This window comes from Cnuella takakiae, assembly GCF_001953305.1.
GTDB lineage: Bacteria > Bacteroidota > Bacteroidia > Chitinophagales > Chitinophagaceae > Flavisolibacter > Flavisolibacter takakiae.
The window spans coordinates 1876105-1894059 of sequence record NZ_MTFE01000010.1; the positions used below are offsets into that span (position 1 = coordinate 1876105).

Below are 17955 nucleotides of genomic sequence, written 5' to 3' on the forward strand. Positions count from 1 at the left end.
GTATAGCTGTTCCTGAATAATTTCTTTGTGCACCCTTTGTGCCATTGTGTCTTCGTGGTTCATAAAATAAAAGCAGGAAAAAACATACAGCCATGTGGCCGAGGGGCGAGGCAAGGGTCTGCAAAACCTTTTTACGGCGGTTCGAATCCGTCCATGGCGTCGAGGGAAGACCATGGTCCATAGTCCATGGTCTTAAGGTCTAACATTATTAAATCCTCCAAAATGTCACCATGTTCAACAGCATTGTTTTACCGCTTACCATCTGCTACACTACTATGATTTTGGCATACCAGGATATTAGCCGCTACCTGCCCGTGGAAGTGCAGGGTACGGTATTGGACGCACAAAGCCGCAAGCCGGTGGAGGGGTTGCATGTGTTTACGGCAAAAGGCGAGGAGGAAGGCTTTACGGATGCAAAGGGCCAGTTTCATTTTACCAGCTGGCAGCAGTTGCCTTTGCAGGTAACCGTGCAACAGCCCGATGGTAAAACAAAACAGGTAAAGGTGGCTGCCACACCCATCCGCCTTACCATCTTATTTCCTTAAGGATAAAATCTATGTCACGTGGCCGAGTGGCGAGGCAAAGGCCGGCAAAGCCTTATACGGAGGTTCGATCCCTCCCGTGGCGTCTTTTTATGGCAAACAAACAACAAGGGCGCCCTGTGTCTACAGGGTGCTATTTTTATTGAACCAATTAAGGCTGTATTAATTTCATAAACGCATTGTCGCAAACCACGTTAACAATTAAGGTTCCTGCCGAAGCCCGTAGGGCTTCAATTTTAATAGCCGCCGGTGTAACCGGCGGATAATAAAGTTATAGTAGTATAAATGGGCAACCCCGTAGGGGTTGAATCCTGTACCTCTTTACTGTTCAACCCCTACGGGGTTGGGCTAATAAGGATTCTGTTGATCGCTTTTCCGCCGGTTGCACCGGCGGCTATTCATATTGGAGCCCTACGGGCTCACCTTGTTAACGGCTATAGAAAATGAACAATGCAGAACCATTCAATGCAAAATCAAATTACCCAAACAAGCGGGAAGCAGTTCTCACTTAATCTGACAATTACTGTATTATACAGGATTCCGCTGTTAACCACCAAAAACTAAAAACCAAAAACTAAAAACCCGAAACCAACCCCCAACCCCAAACTCCCAACTCTAAACCCCAAACCCACTCCTCCGCTTTCCCATCTTTTCCTTTTCTTTGAACCTCATGAGCCAGGATCAGAAAAGAGACGCGATTATTGAAGCTGCCCTCAAACGATTTGCCCACTTCGGGGTGGCCAAAACCACCATGTCCGAAATTGGTGCCGACCTGGCTATTTCCAAAGCATCGCTTTATTACTATTTCCCCGATAAGATCAACCTGTACGCGGCGGTACTGCTGCACATCATTCATGAAGCGGAGCAAGCCTATGGGCCGCTTGTAGACCAGGAACCGGATCCATTCAAAGCCATGGATGCGCTGCTGAAACACCGTACGGAGTTTATCATCAAGTACTACAACGTTATTTCTTTTATCCGTTCCAAGCACGATATCCCAGAGGAACTAAAACCCGTATTTGGCTCCGTTCACGCCTCCGAATTAAGCAGGATGCGCAAGATGGTGGAAAAGGGTGTCGCCTCCGGCAGGTTCCGGGTGGCCGATGTAGCTGATATGGGCAGCCTTTTGTTTGAGTGCCTCGAAGGCCTCCGGATGATGTACCTGGAGCAGGCAAGTTCCTTTTTCCCTACGCCCGAACAGTTCCACAACCTGCTGAAACGCGAGCAACAGCTTTCACAAATATTTTTCAATGGATTGACCGTATAGCGCTTGCGCTATATTTTTTTGTCTTACTTTTGACTTCTGAAGTAAAAAAGTCAAATAGTCAGTAGGTCAAAAAGAAAAAATGGAAGCAAACGACAAAAGAGCGCAGATCCTGGAAGCCGCCATTCGGCGCTTTGCGCATTTTGGTGTGCAGAAGACCACCCTGACGGAGATTGCCGACGACCTGGGCATGACCAAGCAAGCCCTGGCCTATTACTATCCCGACAAAAACAGTTTGTCGGAAGCTGTAGAGGCACTGATCCTAACCGAGTTTTTTACCAATGTGGAAGCACACCTGGCACAGGCGCCCAGCGCAGCTGAAGCCATAATGGATCTGGTAGAAGTAAAGAAGACATTTTTTGAAAAATATGCCATGCTGATGCGTGCTGCCGGCCCCGAGCTGATGCAGCAACACAGCAAGGCTGCCGATGCCCGGGAGGGGGCAAGGCAGCGCCTTACCCATCTGATGGCCCAAAGGCTGGAGCAGGGGGTGGGCAGTGGCGAACTGAAACCCCTGAATGCCCCGGAAGTGGCATCGCTGGTTTTTGATACCATGACTGCCTTTGAGCAATGTGTGGTAGGCAGGCAGATGATTCCTGATGCCCGCACGTTTAGCGAGCTGTGCAGCCGCCAGAAAGCCGTGCTGCAGTTGATGATGAACGGATTAAGGGAGGAAGCATGGAAGAACTGATTTTAGGCAAGGCCCGCGAGCTGTTTTTCAGCTATGGGCTGAAGCGCATTTCGATGGACGACCTGGCCCGCCGTGCAGGTGTGAGCAAGAAGACCATTTACCAGGTGGTTGCCGACAAACAGGAACTGGTATCCAAAGTGGTGCGCCAGCTGGTACAGGGCCACGATGAGTGCCTGGCCCACTGCCGACGCAGCGCCAAGAACGCAGTGCACGAAGCGGTACTGCAGGCCCGCCAGCCCTTTGCCTCCCTGGCCGCCATCAACTGCTCTTTTTTTTACGACCTGGGAAAGTTCTTCCCCGAAGCATGGCAGCTGGTGCAGCAGCACCGCAACGATCAGCTGGAGCCGCACATCATTGCCAACCTGAGCCGGGGCATAGCCGAAGGCTTGTACCGTGACAGCCTGGATGTGGCACTTACGGCTGCCATCAGGCTGCAGCAACTGCAATCGGTAGTGCTGCCCGGGCCTTTTGCCAACCAGCCTTTTTTGCTGGAACGGCTAACCGGTTTTTACCTCCATGGCATCACCAACAACAGGGGCAGCGAACTGATCGAAACTTATTTAAAAGAAGAAAACCTGATCAAAGCAAAACGATGAGCAATTACAAACAAATGAACAAAACCAAAAGCGGCTTCCGGCAGGTACTGATGCTGGCAGGCATGCTGCTCACCTTTGGGTGGGCGCAGGCGCAGGCGCCCCGCGAGCTGACGCTTAAGGAAGCGCTCAACTTCGCACTGCAGGCCAACCGCGATGCACGCACCGCACGCCTGGATGTAGAAAATGCGCAATACCAGATCGACGAGGTACGCAGCCGCGCCCTGCCGCAGATCAACGGCTCTGCGTCGCTGACCCACAACCCGCTGTTGCAGCAAAGCGCCCTGCCCAACATCTTTGGGGCCAACCCCAACCCCAACGAAACCATCCTGATCGCATTTGGCCAGAAGTGGAATGCCAATGCAGGGGTATCGCTGTCGCAGGCCCTGTTCGACAAATCAGTGTTTACCGGTTTGAAAGCTGCCAAGACCACGCAGGAGTTTTACCGCGTCAATGCGCAGCTCACCGAAGAAAACGTGATTGAAAGCGTGGCCACGGCCTACTACCAGTTGCTGGTACAACGCCAGCAGGTGGGCGTGCTGGACAGCACCATCAAAAACACCCGCCGGGTACAGGATGTACTGACCGGTCTTTTTGAAAGCGGCCTGGCCAAGAAGATCGACGTGGACCGCATCAAGGTAAACCTGTCGAACCTCACCAGCCAGCGCCAGCAGCTGCTCAATGGCGTAACCCTGATGGAAAACCAGCTTAAATTTTTGATCGGCATGCCCATTCAAACGCCCATTACCATCCCGGATGTAGCCCGCGATGCCATCCAGCCCCAGGCTGTGGCCGTCAATGATGCGGTAAACCTCGACACCCGTACCGAGCTGCAGCTGCTCCGCCGCCAGGAAGAGCTGCTGGGTTACCAGAAGGAAGCTTATAAGTCGGAGTACTATCCCAGCCTTTCGCTTGGTGGCAACTACTCCTACCAGGGTATCAGCAACAAAATGCCCGTGTTTAAAGGCAAGGAGAAGGGGGCCAACTGGTTTGATGTGGCTGCGGTAAGCCTCAACCTGCGTATCCCCATCTTCAATGGTGGAGCCACCAAGGCTCGCCTGAAGCAGGCCGATGTAAGCATCAGGAAACTGCAGGAAGACATCAACAATACCGGGCTGGCCCTGAACCTGGCGCATGAAAACGCCAAGACCCAGATCAACAACAGCCTTATTACCCTCAACACCCAGCGCGAGAACGTGGACCTGGCCGAGGAGGTGTATGCCAATACGCAGAACAACTACAACAACGGGCTGGCATCGCTCACCGACCTGCTGAATGCAGAAACTTCGCTGACCGAAGCCAACAACAACTATTCGCAGGCCCTGCTCAACTACCGCGTTGCGGAGATCCAGTTGATCAAGAGCCGCGGTCAACTCAAATCGCTTTTAAACTAAACCAATAGCAATCGCAATGAGCAAGAATAAGATTATGAGGACGCTCCTTACCGTATTGATCGTGGCCGGTTCCATTGGCCTGATCGGTTGGGTACTCACCAACAACAAGAAGAAAAACGCGGAGAAAACGGCCGTTGTTGCCGAAACTGCTTCAGGCGATGTTGCCGTTCGGGTAAGCCCCGTACAGCAGGATACCCTGGCGGTTGATTTCAGCACCAACGGTAATTTCATCCCTGCGCAGCAGCTCAATTTTGCCGCCGAAAATTCGGGTCGTGTTACCCGTGTGCTGGTGGACGAAGGCAGCCGCGTTCGCAAGGGCCAGACCCTCGCCATCATCGAGGCCGATGTGCTGAACATCGACCTGGAAAGCGCACAGGCCGCTTACCAGAATGCCACCCGCGACCTGCAGCGTTACGAGAACGCCTACAAAACCGGCGGCGTAACCCAGCAGCAGCTGGACCAGGCACGCCTGCAGGTGCAAACTGCGCAGGCCCGAGTTTCCTCGGCCCGTGTGCGGGTGGGTGATGCCAACGTGCGCTCCTCCATTAATGGTATTGTCAACAAACGCATGATCGAACCCGGCGCCTTTGTTAACCCCGGTACTGCCCTGTTTGAGCTGGTGGATGTTTCCAAGCTGAAACTTTCCGTAACTGTTAACGAAGGCCAGGTAGCCAACCTGAAAGTAGGCGACAAGGTAAATGTGCGTGCCAGCGTATTCCCCGACCTCAACTTTGGGGGTACGGTAACCTTTATTGCACCCAAGGCCGATGCTTCGCTCAACTTCCCTGTGGAAATTGAAGTGGCTTCCAATCCCGGGGGTAAACTCCGCGCCGGTATGTATGGTACTGCGCTTTTTGCATCCGAAAATGCAACCGCTGTAACTACCGTTCCACGGTCCGCTTTTGTGGGTAGCGTAAGCTCCAACCAGGTATTTGTTGCCGATGGCAATACGGCTAAAATCCGCACCGTGGTTTCCGGCCGTGTGATCGGCGACAAGGTGGAAATCCTGCAAGGCCTCCAGCCCGGCGACCAGGTGATCGTGAGCGGCCAGATCAATTTGGCTGATGGTTCGAAGATCAATGTGATCAAATAATGAGTGAGGAGTGATGAGTATTGAGTAGTGAGTAATGAGTGAAGAACGATAGTTGAATTAAGTTCAAAGATGATCAGCACACGAAAGCAGCAACAATAACCTGCAGACGACCCACTCATTACTCATCACTCCTCACTCATTTTTTCATCGCTGCCTTTTACAATTGAAACAACCAATTACATGAAACTCGCAGAAGTATCTATAAAACGCCCCACGCTGGTGATCGTACTGTTTACAGTATTGATCCTGGGTGGGCTGTTAAGCTATTCTACGCTGAACTACGAGCTGCTGCCCAAGTTCAGCCCCTCGGTGGTATCAGTTACCACCATTTACCCCGGTGCTTCGCCTTCGGAGGTGGAGAACACGGTATCTAAAAAAATCGAGGACGCCGTGTCGTCGATGGAAAACATCAAGAAGCTCGACACCCGTTCCTTCGAGAGTGTGTCGTCGGTGGTGATCACCCTCAACAGCGGTACCGATGTGGACTATGCACTGAACGACGCACAGCGCCGGATCAATGCCATCCTGAAGGACCTGCCCGAAGACGTAGACCCGCCTTCGCTCAACAAGTTCTCGCTGGATGACCTCCCCATTATGACCCTCTCAGCTTCGGGCAAGATGGACGAAGCAGGCTTTTACGACCTGATGGACAAACGCATTGCACCGGTGCTGAGCCGCGTGGAAGGCGTAGCCCAGGTAAACCTGGTTGGCGGACAGGAACGTGAGATCCAGGTAAGCATCGACGCCAATAAGCTGGAAGGTTATGGACTTTCGCTGTTGCAGGTGCAAAACGCCATTCTCTCTTCCAACCTCGACTTCCCCACCGGTAGCGTGCAAACCCGCGAGCAGGACGTACTGATCCGCCTGTCTGGTAAGTACCGCAACGTGGAGGAACTCCGCAACCTCGTAATCGCATCGCCTACCGGCGCACAGATCCGCCTGTCGGAAGTAGCGGATGTGCAGGATGCCCAGAAAGATGTGGATAAGATCGCAAGGGTAAACCAGCAAAGCGCCATTGCCGTACAGGTGATTAAGCAGAGCGATGCCAACGCCGTGGGTGTGAGCGAGCAGATCCGGGCTTCCATTGAGAAGCTGGAAAAGGACTATGCTGCACAGGGCCTCACCATTGCCGTTGCCAACGACTCTTCGGTGTACACCCTGCAATCAGCCGACGCGGTAATCCATGACCTGATTCTTGCCATTGTGCTGGTAGCATTTGTGATGTTGTTCTTCCTCCACAGCATCCGCAATGCCCTCATTGTAATGGTGGCCATTCCCGCATCGCTCATCGCCACCTTTATTGGTATGGCCCTGCTGGGTTATACCCTCAACCTGATGTCGTTGCTGGCCCTTTCGCTAGTAGTAGGTATCCTGGTGGATGACGCCATTGTGGTACTGGAGAATATTTACCGCCACATGGAGATGGGTAAGAACCGCGTACGTGCATCCTACGATGCCACCAAGGAGATCGGTTTTACCGTAACCTCTATTACGTTGGTAATTGTAGTGGTATTTGTACCTATTGCTCTGAGTACCGGTTTGGCTGCCGATATCATCAAGCAGTTTGCCGTAACGGTATCCATTGCCACCCTGCTGTCTTTGCTGTCCTCTTTTACCATCGTTCCCTGGCTGTCGTCAAGGTTTGGTAAACTGGAGCGGGTGTCGGATAAGAACATCTTTGGCCGCATCATCATTGGTTTTGAGCGTGGCCTCAACCGCTTTACCGAGTGGGTGGGTAGCATCCTGAAATGGTCGCTGGCGCACAAAAAGACTACCCTGGCAGTTGTGTTTGCACTGCTATTCGGGTCCTTCTACCTTCTGGGTGCCGGCTTTATTGGTGCCGAGTTCTTTGCCAAGAGCGACAGGGGCGAGTTCCTGGTGCAGATCGAAATGCCCAAAGATGCCTCCATCGAGCAAACCAATGCCATGACGCAGCGCGCCGAGAACTACCTGCGTGGCAAACGGGAAGTGACCAAAGTGATCACCACCGTTGGCCAGTCTTCGGAAGGCATGGGTGCTTCGCAGTCCACGCCCTACAAGTCGGAGATCAACGTACAGCTGGTAGACAAAAAGGAGCGTGCAGATGCTTCCAATATCTATGCGGCCAAAATCAAAAAAGAGCTGGAGCCCGTACTGGTGGGCGCCAAGGTAAAGACCGTACCGGTGAGCATCCTCGGTTCTGCCGAGCAGGCGCCCCTGGCACTGGTGGTGACCGGTCCCGAGCTCGATAGCGTAATGACCTTTGCCAATGCGGCCATGGCCGAACTGAAGAAGGTACAGGGTGCTACCGAGATGCGCCTTTCCGTTGAATCGGGCAACCCCGAGATCAACGTACAGGTAGACCGCGACAAGATGGCCGCACTGGGTCTTTCGCTGAGCACCGTAGGTGCCACCATGCAAACCGCATTTAGTGGCAATACCAATGGTAAGTTCCGCCAGGGCGAATACGAATATGATATCAATATCCGCTATGGGTCGTTCAACCGCCAAAGCATCCAGGACGTGAGCAATCTTTTGTTCATCAACAATAAGGGTGAGCAGATCCGACTGGCGCAATTTGCAGCCGTTAAGGAAAGCTCGGGCCCCAGCCAGCTGGAGCGCCGCGACAAGAGCACTTCGGTAACCGTGCAGGCCCAGACCGTTGGCCGTCCTACCGGTACTGTTGCCGCCGAATGGCAGGCCGCTTTCGATAAGCTGCGCCGCCCCACTGGTGTAAGCTATGTGTGGAGCGGTGATATGGAAAACCAGAGCGAAGGTTTTGGTTCGCTGGGTATTGCCCTGCTGGCTGCCATCGTACTGGTATACCTCATCATGGTGGCCCTGTACAACAGCTTTGTGTATCCCTTCGTGGTACTGTTCTCGATACCGTTGTCCATCATCGGTGCCCTGCTGGCACTGGCGCTCACCAACAACTCGCTGAACCTGTTTACCATCCTGGGTCTGATCATGCTGATTGGCCTGGTGGCCAAGAACGCCATCATGCTGGTGGACTTTACCAACCAGCGGAAGGCTGAAGGTGCCAGCACCTATCAGGCCCTGCTGGATGCCAACCATGCCCGTCTGCGGCCCATCCTGATGACCACCATTGCAATGGTAATCGGTATGCTGCCCATCGCCATCGCATCGGGTGCCGGTGCCGAATGGAAGAACGGCCTTGCTTGGGTAATCATCGGTGGTTTGGTATCCTCGTTGTTCCTCACCCTGGTGGTGGTGCCGGTGATGTATTCAATCTTTGACAAGCTGATTGCAAAAGCAAGACGTGGTAAAAAGGAATTAGCTGTTGAGGAACTGATGACGGAAGATTATGAAGAAGTAGAAGTGGAAGAACACCAGTTCAACCCCGCACATATTTAGTTGGTTTGATGGTTAGTTTGGTTAACAAGCAGGGGCTTTGTCCCCTGCTTTTTTTGTGCTTATAAGGGAGAAAATGGGAAGTATGGTGGGGGGGTTGTAGAAAAAATGTCTTCGAGAGGGTAAGATTTAAACTTAATGGGATGGAACAAATGTTCAAGTCAGATTGATTTTATTTAAAATATATAAAATACTTGCTAAATTAAGTGGTTCCTTCTTCTATAGTGAATAACTGATTCTGCTATTTGAAACCAAAACAGAAGGCCACCTGTATAAAAGCCATTTTGCTTGCCACAACAGCGGGTACCTTTTAAACCTACCTCCCCGCACCACAGATTGCTTCTATTAATTTCCTGAAATACAATTCAAATCACCATTTATGAGATCTAGCTTACCATTATGGAAAGGGTGTTTTGTGTGGGTGACCCAACGTTACCATCCACCAACGCTGCTTTTATTGCTGCTGCTATTTTCTTTTCAAACCCTTTTGGCGCAGTCGCCTGTACGGGGTAAAATAATGTCGGGCGATCTGGCCCTGGCCAATGTAACGGTGCAGATCAAGGGCACCAATACGGCTACCCAAACCGACAACGATGGCAACTTCTCCATCGTGGCGCCACCAAACGCAACACTTGTGATCAGCGCCATCGGCTATGCTACGCAAGAGGTGGCTGTCAACAACCGCACTTCCGTAAACATTGCCCTTACCAACAACACCACCCAGCTCGACCAGGTGGTAGTGGTGGGTTATGGTACCCAGCGCCGCGCCACCGTTACAGGGGCCATTGCCAATGTAAGTGGCAAAACCGTAGCCGAGCTGCCGGTGCCCAATATTTCGCAGGCCCTGCAGGGCCGCGTGGCAGGGGTGCAGGTAACCAATAACGGTAGCCCCGGTACCCAGCCCATTGTGCGCATCCGCGGTATCAGTTCTATTTCCTTTGCTTCCGACCCCCTGTACGTGGTGGATGGTTTCCCCACCGGCGACCTTTCTACCATCGACACCCGGGATATTGAGTCGGTAGACGTGTTGAAAGATGCTTCTGCCGCTGCCATCTATGGCTCGCGTGCCACCAACGGTGTGATCATGATCACCACCAAAAAAGGCCGCCGCGATGGCAAGGTGCATGTAAGCCTCGACTCTTATTATGGCATCCAGGAAGTAACCAGCCGCCTCGACCTGCTCGATACCGAAGGATTCAAAAAATACGCACAGGCCTACCGTGGCAGCCTTCCCGGCCGCCTGTTACCGCCAGAGGTGGATAAACCCATCTACGCCGGTGCCAACCAAACTTATGGCCAAACCAATACCGACTGGCAGGATGCTTACTTCCGGACCGGCACCATGACCCAACACAACATTGGCCTGAGCGGCGGCAATGATGTGTCGCGCTTTTATACCTCTGCGGGTTATATGGACCAGCAGGGTACGGCACCCAGTGTGGCCTACCGCCGGTACAATTTCCGGATCAACTCCGACCATAATTTCGGGCGTTTCACCTTTGGCCAAAACCTGTACGGTGCTTATGGCGACCAGGGTTACGACAACAACGAAACAGGCTCCCGCACCAACCTGGTAAACGTGATCAGGATGATGCCCCATATGCCTGTGTTCGACCCCACTTCCAATGGTGGCTACCGCGGTGTAAACAGCGTGCTGGATGGCGGCGATCCCACCAACCCTGTTGAGGATGCCGCCCTTAAAAATCCCGGCAGCAGGCGTACGGCAAAAATCCTGGGTACGGCATTCCTGGAAGTAAACTTTACCCGCTGGCTGAAGTTCCGCTCCACTTTTGGGATTGATTATGCCAATGGACTCGATTACCGCTTCTCTCCCATATTTAATAACAATGGTACTGTTGCCGGCTCCAGCGCCACCGTGGCTACGGTTACCAACAACCGTTCTGCCTCCACGGTATTGCTGTTTACCGAGCAGCTTTCTTTTGACAAAACCTTTGGCGACCACCATGTAAACGCCATTGCCGTATACGAACAGCAGGGCCAGAAAATACGCAATGAAAACGCCAGCGGCCAGCAGCCATCCAACGAACTGCGCACCCTCAACAATGCCAGCAATGTGGCTGTGCAAACCCTTTACGGCGAAAACACCCTGATGTCGGTGCTGGGCCGGGTGAACTATGACTACCGGAGTAAGTACCTGGTAAGTGCCGCCATCCGCCGGGATGGTTTGTCGGTATGGGCGCCCGGTAAAAAATGGGCCACCTTCCCCTCTGCATCCATAGGCTGGCGCATCGACCAGGAAGAGTTCATGAAGGGTGCTTCCAAAATTTCTGAATTGAAACTGCGTGCCGGTTATGGCGTTACGGGCCTCAACGGCGTGGTGCTGGGCAACACACCCTGGCTTGTAACGGTAAACGCCAACAGTGCGGCCTATCCTTTTGGCAACAGCCTGACCGCTGGGCCCGCATCTTCCATCCAGCGCCTGGGCAACCGCGACCTGGAGTGGGAAAAAACCAAGCAACTCAACATCGGTGTGGACCTGGGCCTGCTGCGCAACAGGATCACCCTGTCGGCTGAGTATTTTAACCGTAAAACCGACAACCTAATCCTGAGCGTGCCCCTGCCACCTTCGATGGGCTTTATTACCAGCACCGTATCGCAAAACATCGGGGCCATGGAAAACAACGGTGTGGAACTGCAGCTGGGCTACAACGACCGCGAAGGCGATTTTAAATGGAATGCCAATGCCAACTTCAGCGCCATCAAGAACAGGGTTACCCGGATGGCTCCCGGCGTAAGCAATATTGAAGCGGGTTCCGACGCCGACTTTGGTGCCGACAATATTACCCGCACCCAGGTAGGCGAGGCCATCCAATCGTTTTACGGCTGGGTGGTGGAAGGCATCTTCCAGGATTCTGCCGATGTGCGTGGTCATGCCAAGCAAAGGGACGGTACCGGCCCCGGCGACCTCAAGTTTGCTGACCTCGACAAAAATGGTGTGATCGACCGCGAAGACCGCCGTTTCCTGGGCAGCTTCCTGCCCAAGTATACCTATGCCTTCAATCTGGGCGCCAACTACCGCAACTTTGATGTGTCTGTTTTCTTCCAGGGTGTGCAGGGCAACAAAATTTACAATGCCACCCGCGTGATCACCGAAGGCATGGTGCGTTTCTTTAATGCCGGCACACAGGTGCTGAATGCATGGACGCCTGCCAACAGGAACACCAATATTCCCCGTGCCGCCTCGAGCGATCCCAACCAGAATGCAAGGCCTTCAACCCGCTTCCTGGAAGACGGATCTTACCTGCGGTTGAAGAACCTCATCCTGGCTTACAACGTTCCCGGCAACACCTTGCAGTCGCTTACAAAAGGTACGGTTAGCAATTTCCGCATTTATGTTTCGGCGCAAAACCTGTTGACCCTAACTGATTACTCGGGTTACGATCCGGAAGTGGGCAACCGCACTCCGGGTTCTTCGCTCACCAACGGCATCGACTTCGCTGTGTACCCACAGCCCAAGTCGTACCAAATAGGTGTGCAGGTAAATTTTTAAGGAACTGTCGCTAAACGATTCCAATTACCCGCCGCCTGGCGGAATAAAATATGGAACATCAAACTAAAGGATCATGAAACAAAACATAACCAAGGTATTTGTTGCGGGCTTTATTGCGCTGGCAGCGATCAATGCCTGTTCGGAAAAGCTGGATGTGCTGGACACCAACAACCCCACCACGGAAAGCTATTTTAAAACTGCAGGGGAGCTGCAAAATGGCGTCAATGCCATCTACTCCACCCTTCGTTCGGCCAACCTGGTGGGCCGCGAATGGTTTTTTCTACGCGATATGCGCAGCGGTGAAACGGCACCCGGCGGTCCCCAACTGGAGGCGCCCCGGGCTGAGCTGTTGTTGCAGACCAATGGCGCTCCTTCCAACTCGGTGCTTTCCAGCGTTTGGACCGGCGCCTACCAAATGATCAACCGGGCCAATATGGTATTTCTGAAGGCCCCCGATATCACCGACAATATCGCACTGCGCGATCAGTTAGTAGGTGAAGCTAGGTTTTTGCGGGCATGGGCTTATTTCGAACTGGTGTCGCAATGGGGCGATGTGCCGCTATATACCGAGCCGGTAAATGCGCCTACCGACTACAAGGGCAAATCGCCTGCAGCTGAAGTATATGCCCTCATCATTCAGGACCTGACCCAGGCAGCACCGGCACTGCCCGAAGTGCCTTCGCAGCCCGGCCGTGTTACCCGGGGTGCTGCCAATGCCCTGCTGGGCAGGGTGCAGATGCAGAAAGGCGATTATGCCGCTGCCAAGGAAGCGCTGCTTAAAGTGGTGAACTCAGGTAAGTATATCCTGGAGCCGAACTTCCTCCACAATTTTGATGGGGATGTAATGTCCAATGGCCAGAAGGTAGCCGACGGCCATGAGTTCAACCGCGAGTCGGTATTTGAAGTGGCCTTTGTAGACAAGGGCGATAACAACTTCAACTGGGGCTATAACGGCGAAGGAATTGCGCAGCCCGTAAGTACGGTACACAACCAGGAGTATGGTATTGTATGGGGCAATGTCATTCCTTCCGACCGTTTGCTCAACGAGTTTGAACCCAACGATCCCAGGTATAAGTTTTCCTTTTACGAACCCGGCGACCAGATACTAACCTTCGCCGGAACCAAGCCTGGCAAAACCCTCACCGCCGCCGATATGAACGTGGCTGCCAGCACCCGCAATGGGGTAACAGCAAAAAGGGTTTTCCGTAAATATTCCATTTACGATTGGGACGACAACGGCTTTCACCCCGGAGGCGTTAACCACCGTTTGATCCGGTATGCCGAGGTGCTGCTGATGCTGGCCGAATGCGAGGTTGAACTGGGCAACCTGGGTGCTGCTGCCGGTTATATCAACCAGGTGCGGGCACGCCCCAGTGTAAACATGCCGCCCATCACCATTGCTTCTAAGGAGCAGGGTATCCGCGCAGTAATGCACGAAAGAGCCGTAGAGCTGGGTATTGAGAGCCTGAACAACACCGATATCCTGCGCTGGCGCAAGAAGGGGTACTATCCCTCCATTATGCCCGATCCCCGGCCTAACCAGCAGGAGTTTCTGCCCATACCGGCTTCGGAAACTGCTGCCAACCCATTGATCAAGTAAATAAAAACCGCATGGTACAGGGGCTGCTCCGCTTAGGGCAGCCCTTTTTTTGCGCTGCAGCCTTTCCAATTTACAGCAGGTTGCAACTTCGTGTATACGCGGAATCTTCAAGGATAGCTTCGTGCGGGGCAGGCGGTGAAACCGCATGCAGCAGCAAGTTGCTGTTACGCAAATGGGGGCGGGTAATATTTAGACAAAATGAAAACAAGCCCGGCAAGAAAGCTGCATTGGAAGTGGGTTTCTGTTTAAATTGAAGTCCTGATGCGCCTTGCAACAGCTACTGCTTTTGATTGGTTAACGCTTTTGCTTATACGCTACCATATGCCACACCATACCTTGGAGAAACATTTTCTGTTGCTGCTTTGTTTGCCGGCCCTGTTGTTGGCTCTGGGTTGTGGCCGAACAGAAGAAGGCCCTGCCTTGTTTACCCCGCTTTCCGCAAAACAAACCGGCATCCAGTTTATCAACAGGGTAGAAGAGGTGGATTCCACCAAGTCCTTTGTCAACGAGTTTGGCTATATGGGTGGTGGCGTGGGCATCGGCGATTTCAACAAGGATGGTTTACCCGATATCTTTTTTACCGGCAACCAGGTAAGCTGCAGGATGTACCTCAATAAAGGCGGCAATCAATTTACCGATATTACTACTGCCGCAGGTTTGCAAACGCCGGTATGGGCAACAGGGGTGAGCGTGGTGGATATCAACAGCGATGGCTACGACGATCTGTACGTGTGCACCTATGGCAAAGACCTGAACAACCGGACGAAGAACCTACTCTTTATCAACCAGCGCAACCTCACCTTCCGGGAAGAGGCCGCGCAGTACGGCCTTGCCGATACCGGCTATTCGTCACAGGCAGCCTTCCTGGATTATGATAAAGACGGCGACCTCGATATGTACCTCGCCAACTACATGCTCAATGGGCCCAATGCCAATACCCTTTTTAGAAAAGACAGTTCGGGGCGGGCACCTGCCAGCGACCGCCTTTACCGAAATACAGGGTACAACAAAACGCTGGGTCACCCGGTGTATGAAGACGTGACGGTGGCTGCGCATATGGGCGAAGACGGCTTTGGCCTGGGCGTGGTAGTGAGTGATGTTAACAACGACAACTGGCCCGATATCTATGTGGCCAACGACTTTGTGTCAAACGATATCCTTTGGCTGAATAACAAAAAAGGCGGTTTTACCAACTGCTCCGAAAAGTCCCTCCAGCATACCAGCTACTCCAGTATGGGTGTGGATGCTGCCGATATCAACAACGATGGCCTTTCCGACCTGGCAACACTTGATATGCTGCCCGAGTTCAACGAACGGAAGAAGACCTCTTTTTCCATGATGAACTACAACCGATATGAAAGTGAGCGGCAGATGGGCTACCAGCCCGAGTTTGTACGCAATATGCTCCAGCTAAACAGGGGTACTTACCAGGAGGGTGAAACGGATATGCCCTTTTTCAGCGAAATAGGACAGATGGCCGGCATTGCCGCCACCGACTGGAGCTGGAGCGTGCTCCTGGCCGATTTTGACAATGACGGCTGGAAAGACATGCACATCACCAATGGCATCGGAAGGGATTTCATCAATGGCGATTTCCTGGAATTTAGCGAGCAGCAGTTGAGTGATCCATTTGAACCGGCTGAAAGGAAGAAACAAAAGATCCGCGAAAAGCTGGCTTCCCTGAAACATATAGCCCTCTCTAACTACCTGTTTCAAAACAAGGATGGCCACCACTTTACCGACATTTCGGAGCAGGCCCATATCGGCGATACCTCCATGTCGAACGGTGCTGCCTATGCCGACCTGGACAACGACGGCGACCTGGACCTGGTTGTGAATAATATCAACAGCGAAGCTTTTATCCTGCAAAACAATACGGCGCAAGGGGCAAAGAACTCGAGCCATTACCTGCAATTCAACCTGGTAGGCGAGGGGACCAACCTCCAGGCCATGGGCGCCAAAGTGTGGGTATATGCCGGCGGCCAGGTACAGGTGCAGGAGCAAAACCCGGTGAAAGGTTATTACTCCAGCGTGGATCGAAGGCTGCATTTTGGTTTGGGAAAACAGGACCGGGTAGACTCGGTAGTGGTGCTGTGGCCCAACGATAAAGTACTGGTGTTGGCCCAACCCAGAACTGATACAATTTATACGCTAAGCGTTGCCGATGCCGGGCGGTTCTTTAACCCTGAAAAACCTGTGGGCAACACCTTGATGGAGCCGCTGCCTTCAATGGCCTATCTCCACCGCGAAAACCCGTACAACGATTTTGACCAGCAGCGACTGTTGCCCCAAAAGTTTTCAGGGTTGGGGCCCTTCATGGCTACCGGCGATATCAATGGTGATAGCCTGGCTGACCTTTTTGTAGGCGGCGCTTTCAACAGCCCCGGTAAGTTGTTGGTGCAACAACCGGATGGGAATTTTATACCTAAAGATTTAACCACCGGCATTAAGATGAATGACGATGGTCCCGCCGCCTTTTTCGATGCTGATAAAGATGGCGATCTCGACCTGCTGCTAACTTATGGTGAAACCAGTTACGCCGATGGGGTACCACAGCTTAAACCTTCTTTGTTTTTAAACGACGGCAAAGGAAACTTTACCCTACAACAATCAGCCATTCCCGATGGCGTAAGCACCATTGGGGGCTGCGTGGCCCCTGCCGATTATGACGGCGATGGCGATCTCGACTTCTTTATCGGCGGCCGGGTATCGGCAAGGAGCTACCCGCAGGCACCGCGGAGTTTTTTGCTGCAAAACAATGGGGGCCGCTTTACCGATGTGACTTCCCGGGTGGCGCCGGCTTTGGAAAGGGCAGGCATGGTAACAGCAGCATCCTGGAGCGACTACAGCGGCGATGGTAAACCCGACCTGGTTGTAACCGGCGAATGGATGCCCGTGCGTTTTTTTACCAATAGCGGCGGCGCCCTTCACGAAGCAACAGGAGCCACCGGTTTAAAAGATATGGAAGGCATGTGGCGCTCGCTGGCCCTGGCCGACACGGACGGCGATGGCGACCAGGATATTGTAGCCGGAAACTTAGGCGCTAATTGTATCTACAAGGCCAGCCCGGCACAACCCATGCAACTGATGGCAGCAGATATGGACAAGAACGGCAGCATCGACCCTGTGATGTTTTACCATATCCGGGAGCAGGACGGGCGCAGTACCCTGCGGCCAGCCATCAGCCGGTCCCAGTTTGCCGAACAGGTGCCCGCCATTAAGAAGCAATACCTGCGGTACGCCGACTATGCAAAGGCCGATGCGAACGATATTTTCAAAAAAGTGGAAAAGGACAAGCTACTGCAGTGGCGCTGCACCGAAACACGTAGCTGTATCCTTGAAAATAAAGGCGGCGGGAGGTTTGAAAAAAAGCTGTTGCCGGCAGAGGCGCAATTTGCTCCCATCAATGCTATCCTGTGTACCGATCTTGATGGCGATGGGTTTACCGACCTGGTGCTGGCAGGCAATGAGTACCAAACCGATGTGATCACGGGTCGCTACGATGCTTCTTACGGTTGTGTGCTGCGGGGAGGAAAAGGTGGCCTTTTCAGGGCGGTATCACCTGCTGCTTCCGGGATGTTGCTAAAGGGGGATGTAAAAAGCCTGGCCTTACTACAACAACCGTGGGGAAGAATATTGGTTGGAGGGGTTAACAACGATTCTTTGCGTGTGTTCCGGATCAGGAAATAGGGAGGGCTATGGGGCAGAATAGGCCACTAACTGTTGGCAACGCAAATTTTTCCACCTTGTGCTTAAAAGAGGAACCGATGTAGCGGTTGCTAATAAAACAAGTTCCCTTTGACTCGTGCTCAGGGTATAAAAATCTAAAGCAAATAACCATTTTTCCAACTGCCAGGAGCCCTTTTTACAACCAAGGGGTTTAAGTTGTGGACAAAATACTTTTAAAATTTTTTAT

General features: G+C 52.8%; 10 protein-coding genes and 2 tRNA genes. All 12 read left to right on the forward strand.

Features of this window, described 5'->3' with window-relative positions; genetic code table 11:
* Positions 1–88: 88 nt before the first annotated feature.
* The 12 genes from BUE76_RS08280 (at position 89) to BUE76_RS08340 (ending at position 17729) form a co-directional block, all read left to right on the forward strand.
* Positions 89–160: transfer RNA gene (locus BUE76_RS08280), tRNA-Cys, on the forward strand.
* 70 nt (positions 161–230) lie between these two features.
* Positions 231–545 carry a carboxypeptidase regulatory-like domain-containing protein gene (locus BUE76_RS08285; protein ID WP_073043910.1) on the forward strand — a complete coding sequence of 105 codons (315 nt, stop codon included), beginning with the start codon at positions 231–233 and terminating at the stop codon, positions 543–545.
* Positions 546–557: 12 nt separating this feature from the next.
* Positions 558–628 (forward strand) — tRNA-Cys (locus BUE76_RS08290).
* 584 nt (positions 629–1212) lie between these two features.
* A complete protein-coding gene (locus tag BUE76_RS08295; RefSeq protein WP_073044054.1) occupies positions 1213–1809 on the forward strand; it encodes a TetR/AcrR family transcriptional regulator in 597 nt (198 codons plus the stop codon).
* Between the two features lie 79 nt (positions 1810–1888).
* Positions 1889–2497, forward strand: coding sequence for a TetR/AcrR family transcriptional regulator (locus BUE76_RS08300; RefSeq protein ID WP_073043912.1), 609 nt, complete (start codon positions 1889–1891; stop codon positions 2495–2497).
* Entirely contained in the window at positions 2485–3093 is a 609-nt protein-coding gene (locus BUE76_RS08305) for a TetR/AcrR family transcriptional regulator (RefSeq protein WP_073043914.1), read from the forward strand. Before BUE76_RS08300 ends, BUE76_RS08305 begins: the two co-directional genes overlap by 13 nt.
* A 14-nt stretch (positions 3094–3107) precedes the next feature.
* Positions 3108–4484 (forward strand): TolC family protein, encoded by a 1377-nt coding sequence (locus BUE76_RS08310; RefSeq protein ID WP_073044056.1) that lies wholly within the window; start codon positions 3108–3110, stop codon positions 4482–4484.
* 34 nt (positions 4485–4518) lie between these two features.
* A complete protein-coding gene (locus tag BUE76_RS08315; RefSeq protein ID WP_216820642.1) occupies positions 4519–5577 on the forward strand; it encodes an efflux RND transporter periplasmic adaptor subunit in 1059 nt (352 codons plus the stop codon).
* 180 nt (positions 5578–5757) lie between these two features.
* Positions 5758–8931, forward strand: coding sequence for an efflux RND transporter permease subunit (locus tag BUE76_RS08320; protein ID WP_073043915.1), 3174 nt, complete (start codon positions 5758–5760; stop codon positions 8929–8931).
* Between the two features lie 376 nt (positions 8932–9307).
* Positions 9308–12439, forward strand: coding sequence for a SusC/RagA family TonB-linked outer membrane protein (locus BUE76_RS08325; RefSeq protein ID WP_073043917.1), 3132 nt, complete (start codon positions 9308–9310; stop codon positions 12437–12439).
* Between the two features lie 73 nt (positions 12440–12512).
* The gene (locus BUE76_RS08330) at positions 12513–14039 is read left to right on the forward strand and encodes a RagB/SusD family nutrient uptake outer membrane protein (protein ID WP_073043919.1); all 1527 of its coding nucleotides are present in this window, start codon (positions 12513–12515) and stop codon (positions 14037–14039) included.
* Positions 14040–14360: 321 nt separating this feature from the next.
* On the forward strand, positions 14361–17729 hold the full coding sequence (locus BUE76_RS08340) for a VCBS repeat-containing protein (RefSeq protein WP_073044060.1): 3369 nt from the start codon (positions 14361–14363) through the stop codon (positions 17727–17729).
* Positions 17730–17955 lie beyond the last annotated feature (226 nt).

Bases quoted from the DNA above. Each gene is read 5' to 3' on its own strand.
- BUE76_RS08340 (WP_073044060.1), top strand. From the start codon at position 14,361: ATGCCACACCATACCTTGGAGAAACATTTTCTGTTGCTGCTTTGTTTG.
- BUE76_RS08325 (WP_073043917.1), top strand. From the start codon at position 9,308: ATGAGATCTAGCTTACCATTATGGAAAGGGTGTTTTGTGTGGGTGACC.
- BUE76_RS08330 (WP_073043919.1), top strand. From the start codon at position 12,513: ATGAAACAAAACATAACCAAGGTATTTGTTGCGGGCTTTATTGCGCTG.
- BUE76_RS08300 (WP_073043912.1), top strand. From the start codon at position 1,889: ATGGAAGCAAACGACAAAAGAGCGCAGATCCTGGAAGCCGCCATTCGG.
- BUE76_RS08310 (WP_073044056.1), top strand. From the start codon at position 3,108: ATGAACAAAACCAAAAGCGGCTTCCGGCAGGTACTGATGCTGGCAGGC.
- BUE76_RS08285 (WP_073043910.1), top strand. From the start codon at position 231: ATGTTCAACAGCATTGTTTTACCGCTTACCATCTGCTACACTACTATG.
- BUE76_RS08305 (WP_073043914.1), top strand. From the start codon at position 2,485: ATGGAAGAACTGATTTTAGGCAAGGCCCGCGAGCTGTTTTTCAGCTAT.
- BUE76_RS08320 (WP_073043915.1), top strand. From the start codon at position 5,758: ATGAAACTCGCAGAAGTATCTATAAAACGCCCCACGCTGGTGATCGTA.
- BUE76_RS08315 (WP_216820642.1), top strand. From the start codon at position 4,519: ATGAGGACGCTCCTTACCGTATTGATCGTGGCCGGTTCCATTGGCCTG.
- BUE76_RS08295 (WP_073044054.1), top strand. From the start codon at position 1,213: ATGAGCCAGGATCAGAAAAGAGACGCGATTATTGAAGCTGCCCTCAAA.